General features: G+C 46.1%; 20 protein-coding genes. 3 read left to right on the forward strand and 17 right to left on the reverse strand.

From position 1 onward, the window contains the following. Positions 1 to 11 precede the first annotated feature (11 nt). The 5 genes from ACTQ3A_RS01935 to ACTQ3A_RS01955 form a co-directional block, all read right to left on the reverse strand. The gene (locus ACTQ3A_RS01935; RefSeq protein WP_441099275.1) at positions 12 to 707 is read right to left on the reverse strand and encodes a hypothetical protein; all 696 of its coding nucleotides are present in this window, start codon (positions 705 to 707) and stop codon (positions 12 to 14) included. After that, on the reverse strand, positions 700 to 1479 hold the full coding sequence (locus tag ACTQ3A_RS01940; protein WP_441099276.1) for a YesL family protein: 780 nt from the start codon (positions 1477 to 1479) through the stop codon (positions 700 to 702). The genes ACTQ3A_RS01935 and ACTQ3A_RS01940 overlap by 8 nt, the downstream gene beginning before the upstream one ends. A 116-nt stretch (positions 1480 to 1595) precedes the next feature. Beyond that, positions 1596 to 2498: a carbohydrate ABC transporter permease gene (locus ACTQ3A_RS01945; RefSeq protein ID WP_441099277.1), complete on the reverse strand. Its 903-nt coding sequence runs from the start codon at positions 2496 to 2498 to the stop codon at positions 1596 to 1598. Positions 2499 to 2517: 19 nt separating this feature from the next. Continuing rightward, positions 2518 to 3900: an ABC transporter permease gene (locus ACTQ3A_RS01950; RefSeq protein ID WP_441099278.1), complete on the reverse strand. Its 1383-nt coding sequence runs from the start codon at positions 3898 to 3900 to the stop codon at positions 2518 to 2520. A gap of 62 nt (positions 3901 to 3962) precedes the next feature. Then, entirely contained in the window at positions 3963 to 5591 is a 1629-nt protein-coding gene (locus ACTQ3A_RS01955; RefSeq protein WP_441099279.1) for an ABC transporter substrate-binding protein, read from the reverse strand. A 372-nt stretch (positions 5592 to 5963) separates the two neighbouring features. On the opposite strand from ACTQ3A_RS01955, the gene ACTQ3A_RS01960 reads away from it, so the two are divergent. Continuing rightward, positions 5964 to 8354, forward strand: coding sequence for a GH39 family glycosyl hydrolase (locus ACTQ3A_RS01960; protein ID WP_441099280.1), 2391 nt, complete (start codon positions 5964 to 5966; stop codon positions 8352 to 8354). A gap of 99 nt (positions 8355 to 8453) precedes the next feature. Further along, positions 8454 to 10817 (forward strand): helix-turn-helix domain-containing protein, encoded by a 2364-nt coding sequence (locus ACTQ3A_RS01965; protein WP_441099281.1) that lies wholly within the window; start codon positions 8454 to 8456, stop codon positions 10815 to 10817. A gap of 136 nt (positions 10818 to 10953) precedes the next feature. Here ACTQ3A_RS01965 and ACTQ3A_RS01970 read toward each other — a convergent pair whose 3' ends face one another. The 3 genes from ACTQ3A_RS01970 to ACTQ3A_RS01980 all read right to left on the reverse strand — a co-directional run bounded on the left by ACTQ3A_RS01970 (position 10954) and on the right by ACTQ3A_RS01980 (position 14649). After that, a complete protein-coding gene (locus ACTQ3A_RS01970) occupies positions 10954 to 12612 on the reverse strand; it encodes an ABC transporter substrate-binding protein (RefSeq protein ID WP_441099282.1) in 1659 nt (552 codons plus the stop codon). Positions 12613 to 12674: 62 nt separating this feature from the next. After that, on the reverse strand, positions 12675 to 13739 hold the full coding sequence (locus ACTQ3A_RS01975) for a Gfo/Idh/MocA family protein (RefSeq protein WP_441099283.1): 1065 nt from the start codon (positions 13737 to 13739) through the stop codon (positions 12675 to 12677). 130 nt (positions 13740 to 13869) lie between these two features. Continuing rightward, the gene (locus ACTQ3A_RS01980) at positions 13870 to 14649 is read right to left on the reverse strand and encodes a TIM barrel protein (protein ID WP_441099284.1); all 780 of its coding nucleotides are present in this window, start codon (positions 14647 to 14649) and stop codon (positions 13870 to 13872) included. Between the two features lie 373 nt (positions 14650 to 15022). On the opposite strand from ACTQ3A_RS01980, the gene ACTQ3A_RS01985 reads away from it, so the two are divergent. Next, positions 15023 to 15832, forward strand: a complete 810-nt coding sequence (locus ACTQ3A_RS01985; RefSeq protein WP_441099285.1) for a MurR/RpiR family transcriptional regulator — start codon at positions 15023 to 15025, stop codon at positions 15830 to 15832. Positions 15833 to 15998: 166 nt separating this feature from the next. Here ACTQ3A_RS01985 and ACTQ3A_RS01990 read toward each other — a convergent pair whose 3' ends face one another. From ACTQ3A_RS01990 to ACTQ3A_RS02030, 9 genes are all read right to left on the reverse strand, one after another. Further along, complete coding sequence (locus ACTQ3A_RS01990) at positions 15999 to 16982, reverse strand: sugar phosphate isomerase/epimerase family protein (RefSeq protein WP_441099286.1); 984 nt, start codon at positions 16980 to 16982, stop codon at positions 15999 to 16001. Next, entirely contained in the window at positions 16979 to 17434 is a 456-nt protein-coding gene (locus tag ACTQ3A_RS01995; protein ID WP_441099287.1) for a C-glycoside deglycosidase beta subunit domain-containing protein, read from the reverse strand. Before ACTQ3A_RS01995 ends, ACTQ3A_RS01990 begins: the two co-directional genes overlap by 4 nt. Positions 17435 to 17788: 354 nt before the next feature. Then, a complete protein-coding gene (locus ACTQ3A_RS02000; protein ID WP_441099288.1) occupies positions 17789 to 18064 on the reverse strand; it encodes a putative quinol monooxygenase in 276 nt (91 codons plus the stop codon). Positions 18065 to 18532: 468 nt separating this feature from the next. After that, positions 18533 to 19786 carry an IS110 family transposase gene (locus tag ACTQ3A_RS02005; RefSeq protein WP_441099315.1) on the reverse strand — a complete coding sequence of 418 codons (1254 nt, stop codon included), beginning with the start codon at positions 19784 to 19786 and terminating at the stop codon, positions 18533 to 18535. A 508-nt stretch (positions 19787 to 20294) separates the two neighbouring features. Then, on the reverse strand, positions 20295 to 21281 hold the full coding sequence (locus ACTQ3A_RS02010; protein WP_441099289.1) for an NAD(P)H-dependent oxidoreductase: 987 nt from the start codon (positions 21279 to 21281) through the stop codon (positions 20295 to 20297). Between the two features lie 303 nt (positions 21282 to 21584). Beyond that, on the reverse strand, positions 21585 to 22553 hold the full coding sequence (locus ACTQ3A_RS02015) for a flavodoxin domain-containing protein (RefSeq protein WP_441099290.1): 969 nt from the start codon (positions 22551 to 22553) through the stop codon (positions 21585 to 21587). Between the two features lie 54 nt (positions 22554 to 22607). Further along, the gene (locus tag ACTQ3A_RS02020) at positions 22608 to 23570 is read right to left on the reverse strand and encodes an ABC transporter permease (protein WP_441099291.1); all 963 of its coding nucleotides are present in this window, start codon (positions 23568 to 23570) and stop codon (positions 22608 to 22610) included. A 13-nt stretch (positions 23571 to 23583) separates the two neighbouring features. Next, positions 23584 to 25062 (reverse strand): sugar ABC transporter ATP-binding protein, encoded by a 1479-nt coding sequence (locus tag ACTQ3A_RS02025; protein ID WP_441099292.1) that lies wholly within the window; start codon positions 25060 to 25062, stop codon positions 23584 to 23586. A gap of 108 nt (positions 25063 to 25170) precedes the next feature. Further along, on the reverse strand, positions 25171 to 26238 hold the full coding sequence (locus ACTQ3A_RS02030; protein WP_441099293.1) for a sugar ABC transporter substrate-binding protein: 1068 nt from the start codon (positions 26236 to 26238) through the stop codon (positions 25171 to 25173). Positions 26239 to 26340: the final 102 nt, after the last annotated feature.

Below are 26340 nucleotides of genomic sequence, written 5' to 3' on the forward strand. Positions count from 1 at the left end.
CTTGCAGGCCCTCATCGAGAACTATCCTGCTCAACAGCCGCTCTGTCCGGCCGGCAGTCTGTCTGGCCGGTCAGCAGATAAGTGATAAAATTGCCTGCCTCCTCCGGTGAATCAGACCGGCTTCCTACTCCGATGGCAATGGCCTGCCCCCTCCCGTAGAAGCGATCCTTCGTGAGCCGTGTATCTTTCAATAGAATCCCCGAAGGACGGGATTCTCCATCCGATTCATCTTCACTGTAAATCAGATCATTCCTGTAGTCCTCTAGCACCGATTCCGGTAACACTTCCTCCAGGTTGAGAAACGCATGATTCTCAGCTTCCTTTTCAAACAGCTCCTCTTCTCCGGCAAAGACGTCGATTTCTCCGGAGAGAAACTGTGCAGCAAGAATCTGCAGGGAGGAAGCGGATCTCTGATCCTGCGCCCCGGAATCGTAATAGAGACTTGTATCCATCGTCAGCGTTTCGTCATCTGCATATCCGGCTGCTTTCCGGTAGTCCTCCACAAGACTGCTTTTCTCTGCCTCCAGGGAATCCGCTCCGACGAGCGTCACCTGCAGAACAGAGTCTGCCTTCCCTTCTTCCTGACCGCACCCTTCCAGAACTCCTGCCGAAAGCATACATAGAATCAGAATCAGCACCGTCCGCTTTTTAAACGTGTGCCTCGCGGCAGCAAGAATCCGATCCATGACTGCAGCGTTCTTATTCATATTTTCCATTTCTCCAGACCGGGCGGGTTGGAACAGGCTTTCCGCTTTCACCAGTATTAATCTGTTCCTTTTCACTATATTGGAGCTGTCTCGATCCGGACTTCTTCCCTTCTGTATAATCGTCATGGTATACCAGATTCCGCGCATCCTCCTCCCGCCTGTCTTCATCCGACATCCCTTTTCGGAATACTTTTTCCAGCAAGACAGAAGCAAGCCATAGAGCCGTCGCCGGCATAACCAGAACGGCGACCGGCATCAGCCAGATAATCAGAGCCGCTCCCGCCGCAAGTAAAAAGACCGCCAGAGAAACCGGAAGACTGGAAATCATCAGCAAAGCCGCATTTTTCATTGTCTGCCGCACCGTATTCTCAAACCGCGCAAGACACGCAAAGGTCCAGATTGCATATACCCCGATAAGGATCATCAGAATATAAAAGAAATACTGAGTGCCTTCCGGAATTCTCTCCTGGTGAATCAGCGTCTTCACTGCTGCCAGATCCAAGGATATGACTGTCAGCACCGCCAGAAGAATCATCCAGATCCCGGTGGCCTGTTTGAAATTTTCCTTAAAGCTTTTCATAAAGTCCGAGAGCATATAGCCCCGGCTGTTCTTGATGTTCTTCTGGATCGTATAATAGAATGCTGTGCAGGATGCCCCTGCAGTGACCACCGGAACACAAAGAGCAAGCCACAGAAAATTCAGTCCGATTACCGATAAGATCTTGCTGACCGCTGAAAAAAAAGGATTGTCCAGATCAAAGATTCTTGCCATACGACTTTACCGCCTGTCTCTCTTAATAGACTTCTGTAAATACGCGCAAATATTTGCCCCAAAACTGTCCCGGCTGCGAATTGCGCCGCCTGCGTAAGCGCGCAATCCTGCAGAAATCATTCTTTAACGCCGCCGAGCGAGATACCCGCCACGAATGCCTTCTGGAAGAAGGGATATAAAACCATGACAGGAATAATTCCAACCACTGCCATTGCCATCCGGATTGAGTTGGACGGGAGAGATGCCGCAGCGCTGCCCGTATTGACACTCATATTTGCCAGATTCCGGATGTTGTCGATAATGCTCTTCAGCAGGAGCTGAAGGGAATACAGATTTGTGTCCGTGATATAATACAGTCCGTTTGCCCAGTCGTTCCAGTATCCAAGCCCCACCATAAGTCCGATGGTCGCGAGAATCGGAAGCGACAGCGGAAGAATGATCTTAAAGTAGATGTACCACTCTCCTGCACCGTCAATCTTTGCCGCTTCAATCAGCGCGGGATGAATGTTGGTGGCAAAATTATTTTTATACAGAATGATAAAAAATCCATTCATGAGAAGCGTGGGAAAGATCAGTGCCCATATCGTATTCTTCACATGAAAGACACCCGTCCACATCAGGTAGGACGGCACAATGCCGCCATTGAACAGCATGGTGAAAAAGATCAAGAAAGTAACCAGTCCCGCCCTTTTATAATCCCTTCTTGACAACGGGTATGCAAGCAGCGGTCCCACCAGAAGGTGTATCACTGTACCAATGGCTGTGACCAGTATCGTAATCCCATAGGAACGGAGAATTCCTCCTCCATTGGAGGTAAACAGATACTGATACGCATAAGCTGAAAATTTCCTCGGCCAGAAATTATAACCGAACTGCATCAGAACAGAATCGTCCGTCAGCGAAGAAGAAAGAAGCAGAATAAAAGGAAGAATCGCACATAGCGCAAAAATCATCAGAATGATGTGAATGATGATCTGAAATCTCTTCTCTCCCTTTCCTTTTACACTTGTATCGTTCATTCAGACTTTCCTCCTTTCATCAGAACATCGCATTTTCTTTATCAACCTTGCGGACGATCAGATTCACCACAAGTACAATTGCAAAACCTACGATCGCCTGATAGGTACTTGCCGCGGAAGCAAGAGAAATATTATTGTTGACCATCAACGCACGGTACACATAGGTGTCGATGGTATTGGTCACATCATACAGCGCTCCTGCATTCAGCGGTACCTGATAGAACAGACCAAAATCCGAATAGAAGATACGTCCCACCTGCAGCAAGAACAGTGTCATGATCGTCGGCTTCAGCTGCGGAATTGTAATTTTCCAGATCATCTGCCATCTGGTGGCGCCGTCTACTCTTGCCGCCTCATATATACCATAATCAATACCAACAATCGACGAAAGGAAGATAATTCCGTTGTATCCCAGCTGCTTCCAGACATTGATGAAGATCAGTATAAACGGCCACCATGTCTTGTCCGCATAAAAGTTCGGTGCCGCAGATCCTAACGCCTTGGTAATCAGTCCCGTCTCATTGCTCAGAAACGCATATACAATATAAGAAACAATGACAAATGAAATCAGCTGCGGAAGAAGAATTGAAGTCTGATAAAACTTCTGCATCGCCTTCCGGGCGACTTCTGACAGACAGATGCCGACCACCAGTCCGGACACGATCCCCAGAACGATGAACGCCGCGTTGTACAGCAGCGTGTTTCTTGTAATTACCCATGCATCTGTTGTAGAGAAAAGATACTTGAAATTATCAAACCCGACCCAGTCACTTCCCCAGAGTCCCCTGGAATAGTCAATTTTCTTAAACGCGATGTAGATGCCAAACATCGGAATATAGTTATTGATGATAAAATACAGTAGACCCGGGAGGATCATGAAGTCCAGGGAACAGAGAACTTTATGCTCCCGCAGCGCATACAGGCCGCAGGCGATCACCAGGATACTGAGAACCACCGACGCCACCGCCCCTGTGGATGCCGCGGTCTTCTTCACTCCCTCCAGCATTCCGGCCACATTGGATGCCATAAAGGCGGAGGAGACAAGACCGGCAATTCCCGCTATCGTCATGATTTCTTCTGAAACCACCCGCTTTCTGAGCTTAATAAGGGATGAAATCAGAACAACAGCCATGGATGCCACAAAAATCCAAAGAACCGTGCTCTGTCCCACTTCATGTCTCCCTCCTGCAATTTTCGTGCCAAACAGCAGGGATCTGCCCAGAATGCCATAGGTTCGCCGCTTATACTGATAGGTGGCATAGGGGAGGATGTATAACAGCGCCACCGCCGCAACGGCAAGTACCGCAGGCGCCAGCCGCAAAAGGGCTTCCGGAATTCCCGGCTCCGCTTTATTGGCACGCTGTATTGTTGTGTTTCGATTTTTTGTGCTCTGTGTCTTCATAATCCGTTCTTTTCCTCATAAGAAGAATATCCGGGCAATGCCGGATATTCTTTTCAGCTGTATTATTTTTGCTCTGCTTTCCAGTTATCCAGCTGTTCCTGATAATAGTCGAGGTACTTTTGCAGTCCCGCGCCCTCCAGCTCACTGTTCATCGCATCTAATGTACTGATATCGGCGGATCCGGATTCCAATGCATTTTCGTATTTCTTCAGAACCGCTGAAAGCGCCGTCTGCTCGTTTGCGATGGGTTCGGTGTTGACCACTAAACCAAAATACGGAGAAATCTCGGCATTATCCAGAGCTTCCTTTGCTTTTGTGCGGAAATCCGATCCTGTGCCCTCCGCAGGATATGCATTAAACTGGTTTCCAAAGAAGAAGTCACTGTTCTGGTACTCCTTGGTATCCAGAAGCTTAGCTTCTCCCTGGTCATTCAGTTCATAATCCCTGCCCTCAATGCCGTATACAAAGAGGTTCTCGATATCCGGATCGGTGTACATCAAATTCATGAAAGCCACAGCCGCTTCCGGCTCTTCAGAGGTTGAGGGAACAGACCATCCCCAGGTGTTTACATTCGAGGACTGTACCGGAACATCCAGGTATGGCACGCATACCACATCGTATCCGGTAGCAGATTTCTTCGCCTGTTCTACGCCGATTTCAGACTGAACAGTATATGCGAAGGTCACGCCGTTGGCCATCTGCTGATCTGCTCCGTCCTGCGCGGTGGCAGAATCCTTATAGATCAGATCGCTGTTATAAAAGTCGATGGTTCTCTCAACACTCGCCTTGTAATCATCGCTTGCAAAATAATTGTCCACGGTACCGTCATCATTCGCCCGGATAATCCGGTTTGCGTCCCCGAGAACGTCAAATCCATAGTCATCCGCAAAGCTGTCCGCAGCGGTATCTGTATAAGTTCCCATCATGACATTTCCCTGCGTATCTGCATTGCACAGCATGGCAGTCGTCTTCATATTGTCCGGAAGCTTATCCTGAGAATCATGAACCGTCTGGAGAAGTTCCTTGAACTCACTCCACGAGGACAGGTTCTGTGCCTTTTCCGTAAGTCCCAGTTCATCCAGGATATCCTTGCGCATGATAATGTAATAACTGGAATTGTAAGTTCTGTATGCAGGAAGCGCGTAAACCGCTCCGTCAATGGTAGTCGCCGGGAGATATTCGCTCAGCAGTTTCTTGGCATCCGGCGCATAATCATCCAGATACTCAGAAATGTCCATCAGCTGATTCTGTGCCGTAAAGGTGGAGAAGCTGGTGGTCGGCATTGCCGTATCCATGATCAGGTCTACCTGATCACTTCCTCCGGTCAGCATCAGCGGCATCTGCTGCATATATGTCGCAATATCAAGAATGTGATAGTTTACATGGACGCCGATCTTCGCCTCAGAGATCTTGTTGATCTCATCCATGACCTCATCCAGCCCGTTTTCACCAAAAAATCCCAGACCGTACATCTCGATATCTACAACATCTCCATCGGAAACCTTCTTTGCCGCTGCCGATCCTGACGTTGATGATACACTGCTGCCTGAACCTACAGCCTCCGTTGATTCTGCAGAAGCTGCAGATTCCGAGGTCTCTGCTCCCTCCTCTGTTGCTGTTCCTCCGCAACCGGCAAGAACCGATGCCGCCATGATTCCGGAAAGAATAATGGATACCAGCTTCTTTTTCATGCTTTTCTCCTCCCAAATACGTAATACTCAATTTTACAGCACTCTCCATATGGCACTGGCACCATATGCGCTGTATGATTTGCTTGTGATGACAGTATACCCAAAATAACGGTTCATCTTCTCTTTCACAGGTAAGCTTTTTTCTCCCTGCACTTGCTCATTTTTATGATCTTTGATATAAAAATTCACTCATGCGAGTCGCGCATTAATTTTTTAATATGTTTTTTTAATCTTTTCTTTTATTTTTCTTCGTGATTTTATATAATTCCTGGTATAATCCGAAGTATATGATGTGATTGCATCTGAATCATTTTAAAAATCACACACTATTTCAGGTTCATAGCTCATTGCACAAAACCGTGGAGGTGCCCAGTGTACGAAATTTCATCTGTTATTCCGCCTGTCTGCTCCTTTTTCGGACAGATTTCCAAGTCTTTTTCAATGCAGCGGCCTTCGTCTGACTTTTTTTGTCTTCTGTCGGGGAGTCTGAAAATCCAGACCAATAAGGATTCCTATCTGCTTGCTCCTTCCGACATTCTTTATATAAAACCGGATGAAACCTGCTCCATAATCCCTCTGAAAAGCTCCACCGTCATCCTGCTTGAATTCCACCCCTGGCTTCTGGCAGATGTGTTAGGCCCGGAATATTCAGAACTCTCCTATTTTTCCGGACAGCACCCCTCCTCTGAAAAGAGAGAATACGCCGCAGATCTCGCCTCTCTCGTTGCTTCCTGTCACACCCACCGTTCCTCTGGCCCACGAACGCAGATTCTTCTGCTGGCCTTCGACTTCCTGCGTCATTTTTCCGCGGAAAGAAGCAATTGCACGGACAGCTATGAAGACCGTTTAATGAACTATATCAATGAGAACTACCGCTCCCGCTGTCTTCTGGAGCATGCCTCGAAAGAGCTCGGATGCACCCCGCAGTATCTTTCTTCCTTCATCCGCAAAAAAATGCATACCGGTTTCATAGAACTTGTCACGAAGCCCCGTCTGGCACTGGCACTCCTTCTTCTCCAGAAGACAGACGAGCCTCTGTCGCGCGTCGCTTCCCTGTCCGGATTTCCTAACCAGGCGTCTTTCCTGAAGGCATTCGAAGAATCGTTTCATACCACTCCCGGAAAGTATGTGAACCTGCATCGGCTTATGGCAATTCCTCCCATGCCGCCGGAGTTTATGCGAATCACAGACTATCCACTGATCATGGATTATCTCTACAATTATCTTCCCGGAAGCTTTGACGCACCTGAAAAAGCTCCCGCGAGCACAACAGTCACAGCCGACATCTCCCCTTCTCCTTCAGAAGTCCTGAGATGCCCCTGGAATGTGCTCTTCAATACAGGCGCTGCCTCTGATTTTGAAAATCCCAGATACCGTTATTCTCTGAAAATCATTCAGGACGCGCTTCATTTTCAATACGCACGTTTTCTGGAATTCTCAAAGCTGATCCGGCATCCTGATCCACCAATCCGAACTTACTATGATTTCAGCCGTTTTTTTGACGCCGTAGATTTTATGCTGAAGCTTCATCTGAAACCGTTCATCGAGCTGAGCGGCAAACCATTTCATATCTATCAGGAACCGGAAGATCCGAACAGCGATTACCGGAATCTTGCAGACTATACTTCCTATGACAGAGAATTCCCGGAGCTCTTTTCGGCTCTGATCCGGGCATGTGTGAACCGCTATGGAATAGAAGAAGTTTCCTTGTGGCAGTTTGAGCTCTGGGCGCGATACAGTGCGAGCCTTGCTTCCATGGAACCACCGTCAAAATACTCGCGCCGTTTTCAGCAGACCGCAGCGCTTCTGAAGAATATCCTCCCCGAGGCAAGGCTTGGAGGTCCCGGCTTTAATCTTTACAGAGAACCGGAAAGCTATCGCACATATCTGACCTCGCTGTGCCATATGACACACCGGCCGGACTTTATTTCCGTAATCTACTTTCCTTATCTTCCGGTAAATTCTCACGATGACGGCAATTATCCGGTAAGCTCCGAGACAGATCTGCTGCAGATCAAACTAACTGCTATGAGTGAAATTCTCAGAGAGGAAGGTTTTGCCCATACGCCGCTCTATGTAACAGAGCTTGGAGCCTTTACAAGTTCGGGAAATTTCATCAACGATTCCACCTACCCTTCAGCATATCTTGTGTATCAGATGATTCAGAACCACTCTCTTGCGCAGGTAATTGCTTACTGGCTGGCATCCGACACCTCTCTCCAGTACGAAATCACCGGAAGGCCTTTCTGGGGCGGCAACGGCATCGTATCCGCCAGCGGACTGCCGAAATCCGGTTTTTATGCTCTGCGCATGCTTAATCTTCTGGATAATATCTGTGTCGCGCGATCACGAAACTATATCGTAACGAGAAACGGGGCAAACTGGCACATCCTGTTTTTCCGTCTGGTTCGGCTGAATAAGGAGTTTGCCATGACTCCCCGCGGAAAAGATGTCCTTCACTATCCGTTTTCTGCCTTTGAGAGTGAACCCCCGCTGGATCTGACGCTGCGTATCAGAGGCGTCGAACCAGGCAATTATCTGATGCGTGAAGAACAGATCGACCTGCTTCACGGAAATATACTGAACAGCTGGCGAAAGCTCAATTACTGGAATGATCTCCGTGCGGAGGAGTATGAATTTCTTCTCCATGATTCCGCTCCAGCTGTCGAGATACAGGCAGTAACCGTCGAAGACCATTTCGACCTGACCGCTTCTCTGAGTTACAATGAAGTCCGCCTGGTAACGCTTGAGAAGCATATATAAGGACTTAAGGAGCAAATGGTGAATACAAAATCAAAGAATAGGGTAGTGTCAACTAATCTATGAAAATCAAGAGACAAAGAAATGACTGGAGGTATTTGCATGAAAATAAACAGACATATCCATGTTGATATCCACGCTCATATCCTGAATACGTTTTATCTGCACGCGCCGGCATCAGAAGACTTTCGATTCTTTATCCCCCTCAGCGGATCCATCACGCTTATCCTTCCGGATGAATCTGTTCCCTGTATTCTTCCTCATCACGGCGTGATTCTGATTGCTCCCGAGAAGGAATTCTCCTGTATCTCTGTAGATACAGATTCTCTTCTCTGTATTTCCGTCAACCGTTCCTTTATCAGTACCATAGAAGAAGACGGCAGATCAATTCTCTGCAATTCGGTCAAGGACAGCGACAATCCCTATTACCCGACCCTTATTGATATATTGATACGAATCGGCTCCGCCTACATTACAAATCAGGATGAAACTCTCATTTTGTCCCTGCTGCTTGAACTGCTCGAGCAGCTTAGCCAGAGATTCACCCATACCGCCGCACTATCCGCCAGATTTTCGAACACCTCAGCAGAGTCCAGGGCCCAGAAGCTTTACGACTTTCTTGAAGCCAACTATGGTCAGCCCCTGTCTCTGTCCGGACTGGCCAGTACATTTTTTCTGACTCCGCAGTATCTGTCTCAATTTATAAGAAAGAATTTTGGAAAAACTTTTTCCACACTTCTGCGGGAGATAAGGCTGGAGCATGCCGTCTTTGACATTGAAAACACCAACCGCTCTATCACGGATATCGCACTTACCAACGGCTTTCCCGGAATTTCATCCATGGAAAAAGCATTTCGCGCCAAATACGGAATGCCCCCTGCCGTTTATCGGACCCGCAAGAAAACAGAAGGGAAGAATCCTGACGCAGTCAGCGCACAGATTACATGGCAGAATATTGCCAGCCAGCCGGTCAGCATGAATCTGACGCTTTCCTCCGACGAATTGACCCCTTTTCAAAAAAACTGGCAGGATACCATTAACATCGGTCCGCTCTCCAACATGCTGAAGGATTCATTTTTTCTCGGCCTTGAAACATATGGAGATCGTCTTCCTTTTCGCTGCTTCCGATGCTTTAACCTCTTCACGGAAGAACTGGTTCGCATAAATCCCCGAAACGGAGCATTGGACTTTTCCAATCTCGATCTTGCCGTTGAATCTGCCAGGCAGAGAAATATCTCCCTTTTTGTAGATTTTACTTATAATCATGATCACGGAGATCCCGCTGGTCAGCATGACCTCTCCCAGAATCCACACATACTAAACGCAGTACTTCGGCACCTGATCAACAGCTACGGTCTTCCATATATGAATACCTGGCACTTTGAGCTTTCCGTTTTGCGAAGACCCGGCGAGTATTCTCTGGAAAAAGCCTCTGACTATGCAGCTCGCTTCCGATATTACCAGAGCCATCTTCATCAGTTTCTTCCGGAAGTTCAGCTGGGAGGGCCTCAGTTTCCAATGTTTTTCGGCATACACGAGCTGCAGAATCTGCTGGATGGGCTGTCACAGGAGATGATATCGTTCGGATTTTTTTCATTCTTCGGGTACTTATACGAGCACACGCCCACAGTGTCAATAAAGGAAACACTGATGTCACCGCGTCGGGACTGTCTGTTTCTTCAGCTGAAAGCCTGTCTCGAAACAATCCGGAAATATCCACTATACCGAAATATCCCCGTCCGTCTCACGGACATCGGATCCATGCTCTTCGGCTCTGCTTATCCGGTTCAATCCTGCTTTCAAAGTGCTTTCCTGTGTTATAACGTCCTTAATCTGAGATCTCTGTGTGACCAGATCATTTACTCGACCCTGATTGATACCAGAAGAATGTCCTCCTTTATCTCTCCGTCACACGAACAATCCGCCCTGATCGCCGCAAATGGAATCCAGATGCCTGTCTTTCACAGCTTTCAGATGTTGAGGCGTCTCGGATCTTATCTGTGCAGCTCCGGCAGAAACTACTGCTTCACCAGAAATTCCGGGCAAAGCTTTCAGCTGCTCGTATATAACTATGCGCACTTCAGCCCTGCCTTCTGTATGTCGCCGGACCGGCATCTGAAAATAGAGGAAACTTATTCTGTTTTTAACGAAGAAGAAAACGAGACATGGAATATCAGAATTTCCGGTCTTCCATCCGGACGTTACAAAGTGACAGAATATATCCTGAACCGCGCCAATGGAAGTGTTCTGGACAAATACCTGCGTATCATGGAATCCAGCGGAATCAACTCCGAGGATCTCGAAAAAGCAATTATGAATCTTCGAAACGATGAAATTTCCTACTACCGGGAGACCTCTGTTCCAAGACAGAATATTTCCTTCATGCAGGCCGACCCCGATTTGCACCTGCATTTTCACCTTCGCCCTCACGAGATCAGGGAATGGGTGTTTACTCATATTCTCTAATATACGCCATCAAAAAGGCGTTTGCTCATATTGTCCGGCAAGCAGAGAAAATCGGGTGGTTCAATCCCATTTCCGGATTAAGCCGCCCGATTCTCAGACACAGGCAGATATCAGACTGCCTGTGCCTATTAAAATATCATTTGTACAAAGTGGTTAAATCTATAAATCCTCTTTCTATTGTATAATAGCCTTTGATATCCTTAGCTGTGATCGCAGCCTTCATCTCCTTGTACATATTGGAGAAATACATGTCCTTCTTCCAGGTCTGTTCCAATGCAGCAGCTTCTTCCTTTGCCTTTGAACGGTCTGTTTCCGCGATAAACGCCTTAACCTGCTCCTCAATCTCCGGTGTGGTGTATTTTGACCCGCCGATATTGAAATTATCAATACAGGACTGTATAAAGAAAGGCATCATAGCCGGATAGCGGGCATCGCAGAGATCACCCACACAGATGATGTCATAGTCGCCTCCGTTCGCCGCCTGCACAAACTGCGGGGTGTCTACGATGTTGATGGTAAGATTGATTCCCGCCTGTCTCAGACTCTCCTGGAGCACTGTGAACATGTTCGACATATCCTGCATCCCGACAATGGTTATATCCAGTCCGTTCTCATATCCCGCTTCCTTCAGAAGTTCCTTAGCTCCTTCAATATCCTGTTTTCTCTCTTCAGGAGTGAAAGTTTCCGTATAATATGGGCTGCTCTCTTCAAAGTAACCGAGAGCCGGCCCCGAAAAACCTGCGGTTCCCACATTTGCCACTGCGTCAAAGTCAATGGCTTTGTCGATTGCCTGTCTGACCTTCAGATCCTTGGTTGCGCCGGCTTTATTTCCCATATTATACCAAAGGTGCGTCACCTGCCCGAAGGAATAAGCAATTACATTGTCAGAAGGATTCCCTACAAAAGAAACTGCTGTATTCAGCGGCATATCATAAGCCACCTGAATATCTCCGGATTCTACCGACATCTCACGTGATGCAGCATCCGCTACAAAGATCAGCTTGATCTCTTTGAAATATCCTTTATAATCCTTGTCATAATAATTATCATTGCGTTCCAGAGTAATGTACTGTCCGTTCTTCCATTCTTTGAACCTATAGCGTCCGACTCCCATAACCGGATTCTTATCCGCGGCTTCCGGTCCTCCCAATGCATTCACTTCATCCTCAGACACAATCCCGAAGTTCGACCAGGCCAGCATGTAAAGCATATCCGGTGCCTCTGTATTAAATCCGATGGTCACCGTGTGCTCATCATCAGCTTCTGCTCCGCTCAGAAAACGCCCGGTATCGCTGCTTGCACTGTACTCCATCCAGCAGTTTACAGAATATACGACATCGTCAGCCACAAGAGGCGTGCCATCTGTCATAGTAACATCATCACGCAGAGTAAATTTACAGTGTGTACTGTCCACCCAGTCCCAGGATTTTGCCAGTCTGGGAACTACTTCACCGCTGGTTCTGTCAACCGATACCAGACCGTCCATGATGGCAGCGTCAACAATCTGTGCTTCGTTCTCCACTTTTCCGGTTCCAGCTCCCCAAAGACCAGACGGCTCCGCCGAAAATGCAACCGTTACCGTTTCATCTGATGTCTCCGTATTTTTCGGATCTGCATTTGCGTCCAGAACACCTTCTACACCTGTGTTCGATTTTTCATCCGCCACAACGGAAGATGCCGTCTGCGAACCTGACTTTACATTTCCTCCTGCTTTCCCGGAAGCGGAGCCGCAGCCCGCTAATGATACTGCGGCTGCTGCAGCCGCTATTATCGCAACAATCCTTTTTGCCTTCATATTAGTTCCCCCAATACCTTGCCAATCTCCCGTTTTATCCGGGAAGTATTATTTTTCTTCCATCAAAAATGTATCGTTTCACCCGTTGCTGCGGATTTGTAGATAGCTTCTACCACACGCACTACCGTAACCGCCTGCTCAGGAAGCACGGCAGGATCTCCGTCACTCTGAATTGCGTCAATCCAATGATTGATATCGTAAGCATTCATATCCATTTTCTCTTCAATTTTCTCTGTGGTAGTAGTAAGTTTTCCATCAACTACTCTTGTGAGACGAACGTGATCTTCGAATCCCGGTCCGACCATATCTGCGCCAGCCTTATTTCCGCAGATCTCAGCTACCACGCCCATGGCAGGCTGGATAAGATTGCTTGCCCACGCTGTTTCCATGTAAATGAGCATACCATTCTTCATCGTGATCATGGCCATTGCGGTGTCCTCCACATCAAAATGTTTCGGATCCCACGGACCCAGGTCATTTCCCTCCGGAAAATTCTTCATCTTATCAAAGGTTACGCCTCTCACGCTTTCCACTTCATAGTTGTCTGTGAGCCACATCGGAAGATCAATGGAATGAGGGCCGCCATCCATCAGAACGCCACCTCCGTTCAGCTCCTTAGACGTATACACGCCATATGCAGGAAGCCTTCTGGGCCGAAGCTGCTGGGATTTGATGTAAAAAATATCTCCGAATACACCGTCCTTAACCATCTGTTTCATACGCATCGGTGCCGGATTGTATCTCCACTGAGTACCCGTAGTGAACTTCAGATGTGCTGCCTTCGCTGTATCCGCCATGGTCTTTGCATCCCGATAGTTCAGCGCGATCGGTTTTTCACAGTGAACGTGTTTTCCGTTCTCAAATGCCGCCATCGTGATCTCATAATGGAGTGGATTCGGTGTGCACACATGCACCACGTCCACATCCTTGCTGCGAACCACCTCTCTCCAATCCGGCGTAATCACAGCGCCGTTAAGGCCAAACTCTTCCTTTACCTTCTGTGCTTTCTCCGTATCCACATCACAGAGCACGGTGATTTCTACATCATCTCTCTTGATCAGATTCGGAATATGTTTTGTTGTAGCAATGACGCCGGTACCGATAATAGCAATGTGCAAAGTTTTCATCTTTTTCCTCCCTGTTAATTTCCTTGTATTTTCGTGTTCTGATTGACCTCGTTCTTTGTTCATCTTGCCCTGCGTTCTATGGTTCTATAGCTCTGTGGTTCTATAGTCCCACAGTATCTGCAGCCTGCGCTCAGAGACTCTTTTCGAAAAGCGCCTTGCAGGCAAGTACACTCTCCTCTTTGCCTGCCGTCGGCAGGTACTCAAGTCCAAAGCATCCCTGATATCCCGATTCCTGAATCGCGTGAATGACTGCCGGATAGTTCAGCTCTCCTCTGGTAATCTCATTTCTTCCTGGCACAGAGGCCGCATGGAAGTGGCCGATTTTCCCGATATTCTCCGTGACGGTCTGGATGATATTGCCCTCCATGCACTGAAAATGGAAGATATCATAGAGCAGACGAACCCTTGGACTTTCAACCTGCCGGATGATATCAAAGGCTTCCTCAGAATCGGTAAAATACTCCCCGGAAATCGGCTCCAGAATCAGTGTGATTCCGGCCTCTTCCGCAAGCGGAGCCATCTTTTTTAATCCTGCGATGATTGCCTTTTTGTGTTCCTCATGATCCACTGCAGAATTGGCCCCGGCAGTTACAATGACATTCGGACACTCAAACTGCCTGGCAACTTCAAGCGTCTCCTTGAGTCCGGCCAGCGCTTCGTCCAGTTTCGACGGATCATCCAGATTTCCTCTGTCTTTTGCGCAAATAGCAGAAACGTTCAGCCCAAGCTCCTTTTTCTTCTCAAGCAGACGTTTCCAGTCTCTCCCGTACCAGTCCCAGAATTCCACGGTATCAATGCCAGTCTTCTTCGCGAGGTCCATTCCCACCAGCAGCTTTTCTGTATCCGCAAATACAGGGCCTGTAGGGCCGATCTCAAGATACAGCAAATCCAGACATAAACTCAGTTTCATAGAAAACCCTCCTCCTACATTCAACAGTCTTCAGCAGTTCTGCCCGCCAATTTTCACTCATCCTGATGCAGCACTGCTCTGTTCTTGAATATAAGTATATCGAACGTCCTCTTGGCCCGCGTTCTATATAGGGTTCTTTGGTTTCATTATCAGCGCACAGGTGCCGTACAAGATGCATTGGTATCAGATTTGAAACCTGAACGTTGTAATTTAAGAATTTCCTGATAAAATAGTTACAGTGTCAAAAATCATGACCCACATCGCATTGTCTGCGTAACCGGGTCAATGCAGAAATAGATTTATCACAATCACAAATAGAAAGATTAGACCAGCCCTTCCCCTTATCGGGATACTGTTTTATAAGAGTAAAGCCATGAATGTACTTCAGAATCTTATCGGATTGTATGATCACCTGATGCCGGACAGTACTTATCGAAGCGTGATCAAAAATATTCTTACGCACCTGCCGGAAGCTGCGGAATCCAATATCTATGAGCTCGCAGATCTGACCGACTCCTCCCGTACAACGATACGCCGAATGCTGTCCATGCTCGGCTACGGAAATTATCAGGACTTTCACTATGAGCTGAGACAGGCAGTTCACCACTACTCCTATTATAATCGCCTGATGGACACATCCCGGCTGAACGACAACGGCGCATTAATCCGGAAGATTTCAGAGCAGATGGAATCCACACATGTTTTGATGCAGAAAACATTTCGGGAAGATTCCCTTACCACACTCGCCCGGCAGATTCACGAAGCCGACAAAGTTTGTTTTTTCTTTCCTTATCACACAGCTGCCATCAACTCCTTCCAGCAGAATCTCGCCATGACCGGAATTGAGACCTGTGTAGCGGAATTGCCACCCGAGATCATGCTTTATGCGGATACACTGACCAGCCGTTCTATCATTTTCAGCCAGACCATCGAACACGCAGAAACAATGGATATGACCCCTGTCTTCCGGAAAATCCGCCATACCGGTGCTTACGTAATTCTTCTCAGTTCCAAAGAAAGTCAGTATGCAGAATTTGTCGATCAGCAGCTGTTTCAGGGAGTGGATATTTCCAATGCCCTGGAAAGCGTCCTTCTTTCTGAAACATTTATACTGACGCTCAGTGAAATATACCGTCGGCTCTATCTCGACACAAAACCGGCATCCGGAACAAAAAATTCTTAAAAACAAGAACGGCTTATCACCTGCAGTTTACGTGAATCTTTCTCACGCGCCGCATGTGACAAGCCGTTCCTGTATTATCACTTATACTGTCCTATCACTTAAAATGTGTTTTCTCCTATACTTCCCTCATCCGAATCCCTGATTATGTATCACCATATCAAACGCGTTACAAATCCAGCAGCCTTTTCTCCATCTGGAACATTCTCTTTGTATATTCAGTCCCGCCGCAGCCAAGTTCATCTTCGTATTCACAAATCAGATATCCGTTAAAATCTGAATCTTTTAACACCGGAAAGATCCTGGCATAAGGAATGCTTGCCTCTTGGAAATCCTTATCAAGATAGTGATATTTGCAATGACACTCCACGCTGTACGGAAGAATGTCTTTCAGTTCCTGAAGCAGACCGGAGAGTGCGCTCTCATCATGAAATTGAACATATCCCCACATACCGGCAAGAGCAGGCATGATCGCTGCAGAGGCGCCGGCCGCCATAACCTCTTTCACCGCTGTCTCCTGAGACACGCCTTTCTCACGCAACCTTTGGGCAAGCAGAAGATGCTCTTCCTTTACTCCTGCTTTTAAGGCTTTGATCCATTGCGGACGATTCGGATGTACTGCCAGAAATCCAAAATCCGGCACAAACCCCAGATATTTAGATCCGGTCTGTCTGATAACATCCAGATATCTCTGCATCACAGGCGAACCCGGTGTCTCCGGGTTGTGAATCTCAATGCCGCATCGTACATCAAAGAGCTCCGCATATGGCGCAAGCCGGGCAAATGCCTCCGGGCTCATCATGTACTGAACCCGCATGACCTTACATCCAAGCTTATTTGCCGATTTCAGATCGATGATTGCATCAGCCAGCATTTCATCATCCGTCAGATTTCGGTCTGTCCGCATTCCTTTATCGTTATTTGCTCCGTAGGACACCGGACCTATTCCGTATTTACGTTTCAAATCGTTAACCAGTCCCAGAAATTCATCACTGACATTCGGGTAAGAAGGAATCATCTGCGTCGCAACGATCTCATACCCCGATGCTCCTGCAAGTGCCGCTTGCTTTACGCATTCCTCAAAATCATACTGAAATCTTGCATATTCTGTTCCGTAGCAAAACAGGGTTGCACCCAGCTTCATCTGGCTCATTCTGTCTCACCTTCCTTCTGGTCCTTTACATTGACAGTAACTTTTTCTCCCGAATCAAGTGCCATAAAGTCATGTCCCGGTCCGATTTGCATATACGGAACGCGAAGCATCAGACGGAAATCCAGCTCATGCTTCCCATCTCCTACGCCGCCTTTTCGGATAACGCGAATCCTGGCCGGCTGCACCTGGCTCCAAAACTCTGTAACTGCATAAGAAAGTTTGTAAACCGGCATTTCCTTTCCATTTAATTCAAAGGTCACTGCCTCTTGTGGCATCTTCTCTCCATCCAACCATACTTCCAGCAAATCGATGTCCGAGAGATAATGTCCTCTATAATAGGCAAGCTGAACATCAAATTCAAAACCGTTTTTTCTCCCGTTAATATAATAGTTTCTGAAGGTATCAGTCTTTACAATCGATCCGTTCAGATTCATTCTCATCGCAAATCCCATGATCTTCCTCCCTTCCGGATTGCCGGAACCAAACGTCTACATGTTAAGTAAACGCCCATACGATAAGTCGTGCCACAAACTGTATTAAACCAGCTGCTTCCTTGCACGTGACGTGAACCCTTTTTTCAGAACTCTTATCTTTGCCTTTTTAATTTGAAGTCAAAATTTCCTTTCCAGTTATGACTTTTTCATCCGGATCACTTATTTTGGATCACTGTATAATAAACCTTTTATCTCTTCTGACGCCTAAGCTGATCCGCTTTAACCATTAAATAACCAATCGAAAAATCTGCTGTCAGACTGGTTCTAGACTTTTCACATTTCACAGCCGAACCAAAAGGGGCAGATTTTTCATTAACATTCTTCCAGAAAAATATCCTGTCCGGAGATATAGTACTGTCCCATCATAGGTATATGCTTCTGAAAAGCAGGTCCGCCAATACTATTCATAAAATCTTCTTTCGTTTCCCATTTTGATACAAATATAACTCTGCCTGGAACTTTGTGATCAACTCCGACATTCATTTCAATACAGCCTTTTTCTGTTTTTGTATCTTCTGCAAATGCTTTTGCCAGAGGCATATATGCCGCTACATCTTTTACTCTGTTATCATTTAATACGATTACCATATCTTTTTATCTCTCTACTTTCTTTTATGCATATTTACCAAAGAAGCCTGATTTCAAGCCATCTCTGGCAGTGTCATAAAGTTTCTTGGACTACAGACAAAACAATGTATGGGCGAAAAGCTGCATCCTGATGCTTCTCTGTGCTGCTTTTCCAGGAATAAAGGTTCATGAAATAAAACGTCATCCTTTTTATGAAGGCGAATCGTTCCCCTTGGTTCCCTATGGCTGCCACCCTCTCATGTCTAACAGGATCATCCATTGCTCAGCTGATGTCCCAAATTCCTTCGTTCAGCCTGTCCATAGTTCGGGCGCCGCTCTTGCTCCTATACGGGGTCTTGCCCCAAACGATATGCTTCAGCAGCTTCGCTCTGCTTTGTCTTCGTAGGGAGCACTCCTGTAATTCAGCGCCAATTGATCATCTGGCGGACGTTCCCTGTTACATTCGTGCTGTTTGTTTACTTGTTGCTGTTATGCCGTTGCCGGCCTGATGATGTCCTTCTGCAGCTTCTTCGGATCATAGTCACATCCATGCTTCAGGATCGCGTAGAACACCCGTATTGCCTTGCATTCCACCGCTATCTTTGCCTGCATGCTACCCAGCGGATGACACATCCTGTTGCGATAATACAGGAACAGATCGCCGAACGCTGGATCCCATATCATCAACGCCCTTGCTGCTTCATACATCACCCTGCGCAGTCTTCGCCTCCCGCGCTTGCTGATCCCGGGCTTGCCTTTCCGCTTACCGGAACTAAGTTTTGTAATCTCCAGTCCCGCAAGTTTCTGGATCTGTTTCGGATCGGTGAAACGTCCGATATCACCTACCTCTGCTATAAATCCCGCAACCGAGCTGAACCCTACTCCTTTTATGGCGAACAGTTTCTCCACGTTCGGTACTAACATCACCTTTTTCTGCAGAATTTCATCAACCCGCTCAAGCTGTTCCTGCTTCCTGCGGTAATCGCTGATCAGCACCCAGATACGGAACCTGGCTGCTTCTCCACCTTGCAGTCCGACGCTTTCCTGCGCTGCTTCTATAAGGGTCTGTGCCCTGCTGATTCCTAATCTCCCGCGCAGCTTCGCGTCCTTCCAGATCTGCTTTATCCCTTCTGCACCAAGCTTTATGATGTCTGCTGGAAGTGGTGCCTTCTCAAGTACCAGAAACCCGCTTTCTGCATCGAACTTATTGTAAACTTCCAGATATTCCGGGAAGTACTGCTGTAGCCATGTCTGGATCTGATTCGATAGTCTTACGTGCTGTTTCATGATCTGATCCCGGCACACCTGTGCTTCTCTGATCTCCGCATAGTTACCTTCCGGTATATATGCTGTACTGTATCTGCCTTCCCTTACCAGTCCGGCTATCGTCTTGGGATCTTTGATGTCGTCCTTCTCAGGACTGTTATCATCAAGTTCCTTGCTTCTGTTAACACTGTACGGATTTACAACTACCAGTTTCAGTTTGTGATCATGGAGAAACTTCTGAAATGTGAACCAGTAGTGCCCCGTCGGCTCACAGCCGATGATTACCTTCTTCATTCTGGTACGTTCTTTTATTTCTTCCAGCCACTTGTAAAATATGTTGAATCCGGCAGCTGAGTTGCTAAATGAAAGAGCTCTTCTTGAGAACTCTAGACCTCTGTAATCAAACGCCCTTGCGTAGTGCTTCTCCTCGCCGATATCGACTCCGATAACAAGAGTATCCGAAGAGACTTGAGAAATCCGTTCATTCTGTTTAGTATTTCATAGTGAAACCTCCGATTCGATTGTTGTGTGTTTCATCCGGTCAGATGACACCTCAATCTTACCTGAGGTTTCTTTTTATTCAATTGGCGTTATATATGAATTACAGGAATGCCGCGCAGGAATCGGTGTCGCCCTGGCTCCTGCCAGAACTCCCGCCCCACCCCAAGTATGCTTTATACCGATCTCTGAACCCCAATGTACCAGATACATAATCGCTCAAAGCCGTTCACAGCGTCCAATTGTGAAAAAAGTATTTGAGTGTATTACTTCCATTCCATACCACGATTTTGTTAATTCGGAATCTGATTGAAAGCGTCCTTCTTTCTGAAACATTTATACTGACGCTCAGTGAAATATACCGTCGGCTCTATCTCGACACAAAACCGACATCCGGAATAAAAGATTCCTAAAAAACCGGCTTGTCACCGTGGTTTTGCATGGATCTCTTCTCATGCGCCACCTGTGACAAGCCGTACCTGTATCTTTACTTATTTTGAATAGCCGTATCGAAATTCCGGATTCTTTCCTTCATCAGTTTGTCCAGCTTCTCTTTATTATTCATGATCTTCGGCGCACAAATCGCTCCGAAGCCCTGAATTTCCACGGTGTGCTCGCGAAGTCCCTTGAAGGTTCCTCTTGCCCGCTCCTGCTGTTCCTTGGAAAATTCGACATGAACCGCGCCATTTTCGATGGAAAGCTCACCCTCGATTCCACAAATCGGGCATTCTACACGGGTAGTACCCGGAAGAATGGTGATGATTCTCTGATGGCAAACCGGACATACCCCTGCCGGCTTGGCTGTGCTCTGGAAGAACTCTACGCTGTCATCATCGTATCCCTGAACCGTCCGTCTCCCCATTTCATGCATATCATTCATCAGTTGATCGTCAAGATACGGATTTGCAATCGTACCCATGGAGTTTGCATTGTAATTTCCCATTACCTTCATCATAGGTGGGAATCCGAACAGATGAAGCGTCGCGGTTCCCATGGATGTCCAATTCTCTGTTGACGCCCCGCCTACAGAAATATAAGAAACTGTTCTCTTCTTCAACCGTTCCATTGGGAAGTCATCTGCATTACCCGGCATTTCTCCCTTTCTTCTTTTGTCCAGAACCCAGGTAATTGCCGAATAGTCATGTCTGCAAGAGAATCGATCTACAAAATCTTTAAACTGACCCACAGGTTGCAGAACATAGACGGGAGCCCCAAGAATAATGGCATCTGCCCAGCGGACCTGGTTTTCCAGTTCCTGAAAATCATCCTTGAAAACGCAGTCATTATCTTTTCCCTTTTCCAACGCAGTGGAGCAGGCCCCGCATCCCCTGCACCTTCCAATGTTCATATTGCAGGTATTAACAAAACGGATCTCCGCATCCGCATCTGCCTCACGGCAGCCGTAGAGGGCTTCCTTGACCAGAATGTCCGTGTTTGCATTTTTTTTGCCAAATGAAATTCCAAGAATGTTCATATGATTTCTCACTTTCCATTTTGTGAATCCGAATGTTCCGGATTAGCAGTAGTTTCGAGCGCACGCTTTTTTAGTATGTACATCTCTCAGTACTCCTATCATATTAACATTACACCCAAATTCTGTATTCTCGCATACTCACCGGAAATGAAGAATAAATTGACTATTACAGTTTATGATATCCCAGGATCAGGTCAAATAAAATGATTCAATTATAACCAGCAAAACGTAATAAATCATTCACAACATATATGGAAGGCAAAGACACGACCATCCGTTGATATGTTCTGGCACCTGCGCTGTTTATTTCTCATAATTATCATTCTTTGTATCAATCTGCCTGATCCTGGGATGTCCAGTATGAACGGAATAATATGGGGTTGTTGTTCCGACTTCCGATAAAGGGGTCAGACGTCTGAATTTTCCTTCTCTTTCCGCTTTTTCTAGTACCATACAAAAAAGCTCTGATCCATGGTCAATTCCGACAGGCGCAGCTTCCTCATATGGTACCATCGGCTTAATTGCACCCGTCGGGCACAACATTTCGCAGTAAGTACAACCGTGACGGTCGTCACACCTGTTCCCCTCTGAGCCAAATCTTTGTGGATTTACAGTATAGTCGATATAATTCATAGTACAGTTATCCATACATATGTGACATTTTGGCCATAAACACTTTTGGGGATCACGAATCAAGCTTCCATGCACATTATGAAACCCTCCGAGATGATCAATAGCCGCATTAGCATGTGCCGGCATCATATCAGGAGCAGGACAGCGCGGGATCTCCCGGTCATCCCCTCTATAGACCTTGTCCAGTTTTCTTGAGAGATCTTTCCCCCACTCTTCCGCTTCTGACAAATCCACCTTATCAGGATGACCGGCTGTATAATAAGGTTCGGGAAATATCTGGATAGAGCAGTTACCATACCAATCTTTCCAATCCACAATCTTCATACCCACTCTTGCAAGTCTTGGGACTACCAACGGGAAATATAAATCGGGCATCGTTCCATGAGTGCAAAATGAAAATCCAGGCTTTCCTTTTTGATCAGGCATTTCCTCTACAAACTTTCGCATGTTTGGAGGCATCTCATACCAAACCGGCGACCCAAATCCCAAAGCGTCATAATTTTCCAGCTCCCTGTATGAGGCCTCCTTCAGGAAACGCAGCGTTACTTCATCTCCATTTTCTCTTAACCCACTTCTAATAGCACGTGCAATTTTCTGTGTATTCCCCGTCTGTGAATAATACACAATCAGAATTCTCATCTTATTTTTCCCTAGCCCTCAAATATTTCATGCGATACCCAATTATTTAATGGATTATTTCGTCAGCTTTTTCCTGGCCTTTGCCTGCTGCTGGTAAGTATCATAGCCAATCGATACAAGAAGCAGAATACCCTTCACTACATACTGAGAGTTAACATCCATACCGATCATCTGCATTCCGTTTGTAAGTACACCGAGAATCAAACAACCGACTACCGCATCCGAAACATGTCCTGCGCCGCCGATGAATGAAACGCCTCCAAGGACACAGGCTGTAATCGCGTCAAATTCAACACCTGGTCCGATCTGCGAACTGGCTGATCCGCCGCGAGAAGTTAGAATAATAGAAGCGATTCCAAACAATGCGCCCGCAAAGGAAAACGTAAGAAATTTGATCTTATGAACATTCACCCCTGCCAGTCTTGCTGTTTCAGCATTCCCGCCAACCGCGTAAATAAATCGGCCGAATACTGTTTTATTGAGAACAAAACTGACCAGAATACAAATAATGATCATAATAATAACGGGTACGGAAATTACTCCAACCATTGCCTGCCCGATGTTCAAATAGCTCTGATCGAAATTATAGAAAGACTTAGATCCGGAAAGAATATAAGAAATTCCTTTAAACATTGTCATGGTCGCAAGAGTAACAATCATCGGATGAATTTTGAGCAGATTCGAGGAAAAACCGTTAAATCCTCCAAGTAAAGCACCAATCAAAACTCCTATAATGACAGCCAGAGGTACCGGCAGTCCATGTTCCATCATCAAAGCAACGCTGACTCCCATCACTGCCATGGCATTACCAACCGAAAGATCTGTACCTCCGCTAATCATAATCATTGCAACACCTACTGTAGCAATTATGAAATAAGCGTTCTGTGTCAGGATATTCATGAGATTACGAAATGAACGGAAGTTCGGCGACAGAATCGCAAAAACTATCATCAGCACAATTAAAATTACCCACATCATATTCTTCTTTATAAAAGAAGACATCGTTGTCTTTTCCATTTTCTTTTCCCTCTTAATTTACTGAAGCAAGACTCAACACACGTTCCTGTGAAAACTCTGATTTCTGAATTTCCCCGGTTATCCTTCCCTCTGACAAAACAATTATGCGATCAGACATCTGAAGAAGCTCCTCCATGTCTGAGCTTATCATGATAATAGATTTCCCTTCTTTAACCAACTGATCCATTAATTCATAAATTTCTGCTCTTGCCCCTACATCAATTCCCCTTGTAGGCTCATCAAAAATAATAATGTCTGTATGTGCATTCAGAACCTTAGCAAGAACTACTTTTTGCTGATTTCCGCCTGAAAGGTTTTTGACCAACTGGTTAAGAGATGGCGTCTTAATATTCAGCATCTTTTTATACTTTAAAGCCGTTTCAGAAATAATATTTTCACTGATCAATCCATGTCTGGTCATTGAATACATATTACCCATACCAATATTCCAGGCTATGGGCTGATTCAAAAAACATCCCTGCATTTTACGGTCCTCAGGGATCAGTCCTATTCCGTAATGAATTGCTTTTTCCGGGCTTGTAATATTTACCTCTTTACCATGGATATAGATTTTTCCATCAAGTTTTTTGTCTGCACCGAAAATCACCCGCAGCAATTCGGTCCTTCCAGCACCGACAAGCCCGGCAAATCCGAGTATTTCGCCTTTTTTTAAATCGAAACTACAGTCTGTATTTGCATATCCAGTGATATGCTCTGCTTTGAGGACAACCTCATTTGTGGCACAGCTCTTTCTCTGGCCGTTGTTTTTCAACTCTCGTCCAACCATCAGCGAAATCAATTGCTCCTTATTTACTTCGCTGGTTCTGACTGTTGTAACATACTTCCCGTCACGCATAATCGTGATACAATCTGTTACAGCAAATAATTCTTCCAGTCTGTGTGAAATATAAATAATTGCACACCCTTTTTCTTTCAACATACGTATTAGACTGTATAGATTTTGTACTTCTGCAAGCGTAAGCTGTGCAGTAGGTTCATCCATTACGATAATTTTAGGATTTTTCGAAACCGCTTTTGCAATTTCAACAAGTTGCTGTTTAGCCGGAGGCAGTTGTCCTACATAAGCACCCGGATCAAGATTGATTTTATATCTCTGTAGCAATTCTTTTGCCTCTTGTCTTTGTTTTTTTAAATCAATCAATCCATGCATTTTATTGCCAAGATATATGTTTTCTGCCACTGTCAGCCATGGGATCAAGTTATACTCCTGATATATAACCTGAACGCCATTCTGACCCGACAGTGAGGGTGTCATTTTATCAAACTTTCTGTCCTGAATATAGATCGTTCCTTCATCATTCTCAACAGCTCCGGAAAGGACCTTAATCAAAGTTGATTTTCCAGCTCCATTTTCACCCAGCAGAGCATGTACCTCTCCCGTATGAACTTCCAAACTTACGTGATCCAGCGCTTTAACCCCAGGATAATATTTAGAAATATCCTGCATTTTCAGTATTATTTCTTTATTCATCCATTCCCTCCTTCAGACATTGCCGTTTAGACACAAAAGCCTTCGCAGGTTAACCCGCGAAGGCTCCTTTTCTCTAAGGCTTTAATCGTTTTCGCTGTATAAACACAGTCATTTCAGAGTATCCGCTGTGACAACAGTCGCATCGCCTTTTACATCTGCCATATCACCGCCATCAATGAAGGGTTGTACCGATTTCATCAACTGATTAATTGTATTGTCGATTGAGCCCATCGAAATAGTTCCTCTAAGAACGGCTTCATTGTTTTCGGAGGCTTTAATTGCAGAAGTGACCTCCTCTGTTTCATCTACTGTAAACACGGCAAACTTGCTTTTATCCTTAATTGGAGAAGACGAACTCATGACATAGTTGTTCGCAGCAATTCCCGGAGTATTGCCAGGGGTCAGGATTACATCAATATCCGGATTAGCCAGGAGCTGATTCTCGACAAGCTGTCTTGACTGATCCGGGCTGTCCCAGTCGACATCTGCGGTAATCATTTTCACCTTTGAATTATCCTGAATTGTCTTCATCGCATCACTTCGTTCAATCGCCTGTGGGGTATTAGAAGCCGTAATGCAAAGTACAGTAACATCGCCATCACCTGCATCAGCATAAGTTTGATCGATCCAATCACCAGCCATCTGTGCAAGAGCTTTTCCCATATCTCCATCGCTTGCTGCTACATTATTTGCAGTAGCTGTCGGAATTGCATTTGCGAACCCTAGAACCTCTACACCTGCATCCACTGCATTTTTTACAGTACTCGCAATACCGTCTCCATTAACCGGCCAGACAACAATTGCATCGCACCCCAAGGTGATATCATTTTCAACCTGGTTCGCCTGAGCAGTAACATCTCCGTCGGCAGAATCAAATTGTACCTTACACCCTGCTGCTTCAAGAGCCTTTATCGTCCCATCGCGAAGAGCCACGGCAAAATCATTTGCTACCGTAGGAAATGTGACACCTATAAAGAGCTGCTTATCGTCTGTCTTTTTTGCAGCTTCTGAGGTTTCTTTGGCTGCCTCATCAGAAACACCTGCTGATGCAGAGGTTTCCACAGTACCCGCGGAGTCTGCATTTGCGTCAGAGGATGCTGTAGTACTGCCACATCCGGAAACAATTCCCGCAGTCATCGCAACAGCTAAAATCATACCCAAAACCTTATTCTTCATATATCTTCTCCTTTTCTGTCCCTGCAAAATATATAGTTTTGCTTTATCGATGCATTAATTATAGTCATACGCGCAGCGGTTAACGATGCCACGCTTTATTGA

The organism is Bilifractor sp. LCP21S3_F8 (genome assembly GCF_052117805.1).
Lineage (GTDB): Bacteria > Bacillota > Clostridia > Lachnospirales > Lachnospiraceae > Bilifractor.

What these genes read in the sequence shown, in the direction of transcription:
- ACTQ3A_RS01955 (WP_441099279.1), bottom strand. Translation starts at nt 5,591, where the DNA reads ATGAAAAAGAAGCTGGTATCCATTATTCTTTCCGGAATCATGGCGGCA.
- ACTQ3A_RS01995 (WP_441099287.1), bottom strand. Translation starts at nt 17,434, where the DNA reads ATGGGATTTGCGATGAGAATGAATCTGAACGGATCGATTGTAAAGACT.
- ACTQ3A_RS02020 (WP_441099291.1), bottom strand. Translation starts at nt 23,570, where the DNA reads ATGGAAAAGACAACGATGTCTTCTTTTATAAAGAAGAATATGATGTGG.
- ACTQ3A_RS01940 (WP_441099276.1), bottom strand. Translation starts at nt 1,479, where the DNA reads ATGGCAAGAATCTTTGATCTGGACAATCCTTTTTTTTCAGCGGTCAGC.
- ACTQ3A_RS01985 (WP_441099285.1), top strand. Translation starts at nt 15,023, where the DNA reads ATGAATGTACTTCAGAATCTTATCGGATTGTATGATCACCTGATGCCG.
- ACTQ3A_RS02000 (WP_441099288.1), bottom strand. Translation starts at nt 18,064, where the DNA reads ATGGTAATCGTATTAAATGATAACAGAGTAAAAGATGTAGCGGCATAT.
- ACTQ3A_RS01945 (WP_441099277.1), bottom strand. Translation starts at nt 2,498, where the DNA reads ATGAACGATACAAGTGTAAAAGGAAAGGGAGAGAAGAGATTTCAGATC.
- ACTQ3A_RS01975 (WP_441099283.1), bottom strand. Translation starts at nt 13,739, where the DNA reads ATGAAAACTTTGCACATTGCTATTATCGGTACCGGCGTCATTGCTACA.
- ACTQ3A_RS01980 (WP_441099284.1), bottom strand. Translation starts at nt 14,649, where the DNA reads ATGAAACTGAGTTTATGTCTGGATTTGCTGTATCTTGAGATCGGCCCT.
- ACTQ3A_RS01990 (WP_441099286.1), bottom strand. Translation starts at nt 16,982, where the DNA reads ATGAGCCAGATGAAGCTGGGTGCAACCCTGTTTTGCTACGGAACAGAA.
- ACTQ3A_RS01965 (WP_441099281.1), top strand. Translation starts at nt 8,454, where the DNA reads ATGAAAATAAACAGACATATCCATGTTGATATCCACGCTCATATCCTG.
- ACTQ3A_RS02030 (WP_441099293.1), bottom strand. Translation starts at nt 26,238, where the DNA reads ATGAAGAATAAGGTTTTGGGTATGATTTTAGCTGTTGCGATGACTGCG.
- ACTQ3A_RS01950 (WP_441099278.1), bottom strand. Translation starts at nt 3,900, where the DNA reads ATGAAGACACAGAGCACAAAAAATCGAAACACAACAATACAGCGTGCC.
- ACTQ3A_RS01970 (WP_441099282.1), bottom strand. Translation starts at nt 12,612, where the DNA reads ATGAAGGCAAAAAGGATTGTTGCGATAATAGCGGCTGCAGCAGCCGCA.
- ACTQ3A_RS02025 (WP_441099292.1), bottom strand. Translation starts at nt 25,062, where the DNA reads ATGAATAAAGAAATAATACTGAAAATGCAGGATATTTCTAAATATTAT.
- ACTQ3A_RS01935 (WP_441099275.1), bottom strand. Translation starts at nt 707, where the DNA reads ATGAATAAGAACGCTGCAGTCATGGATCGGATTCTTGCTGCCGCGAGG.
- ACTQ3A_RS02015 (WP_441099290.1), bottom strand. Translation starts at nt 22,553, where the DNA reads ATGAGAATTCTGATTGTGTATTATTCACAGACGGGGAATACACAGAAA.
- ACTQ3A_RS02010 (WP_441099289.1), bottom strand. Translation starts at nt 21,281, where the DNA reads ATGAACATTCTTGGAATTTCATTTGGCAAAAAAAATGCAAACACGGAC.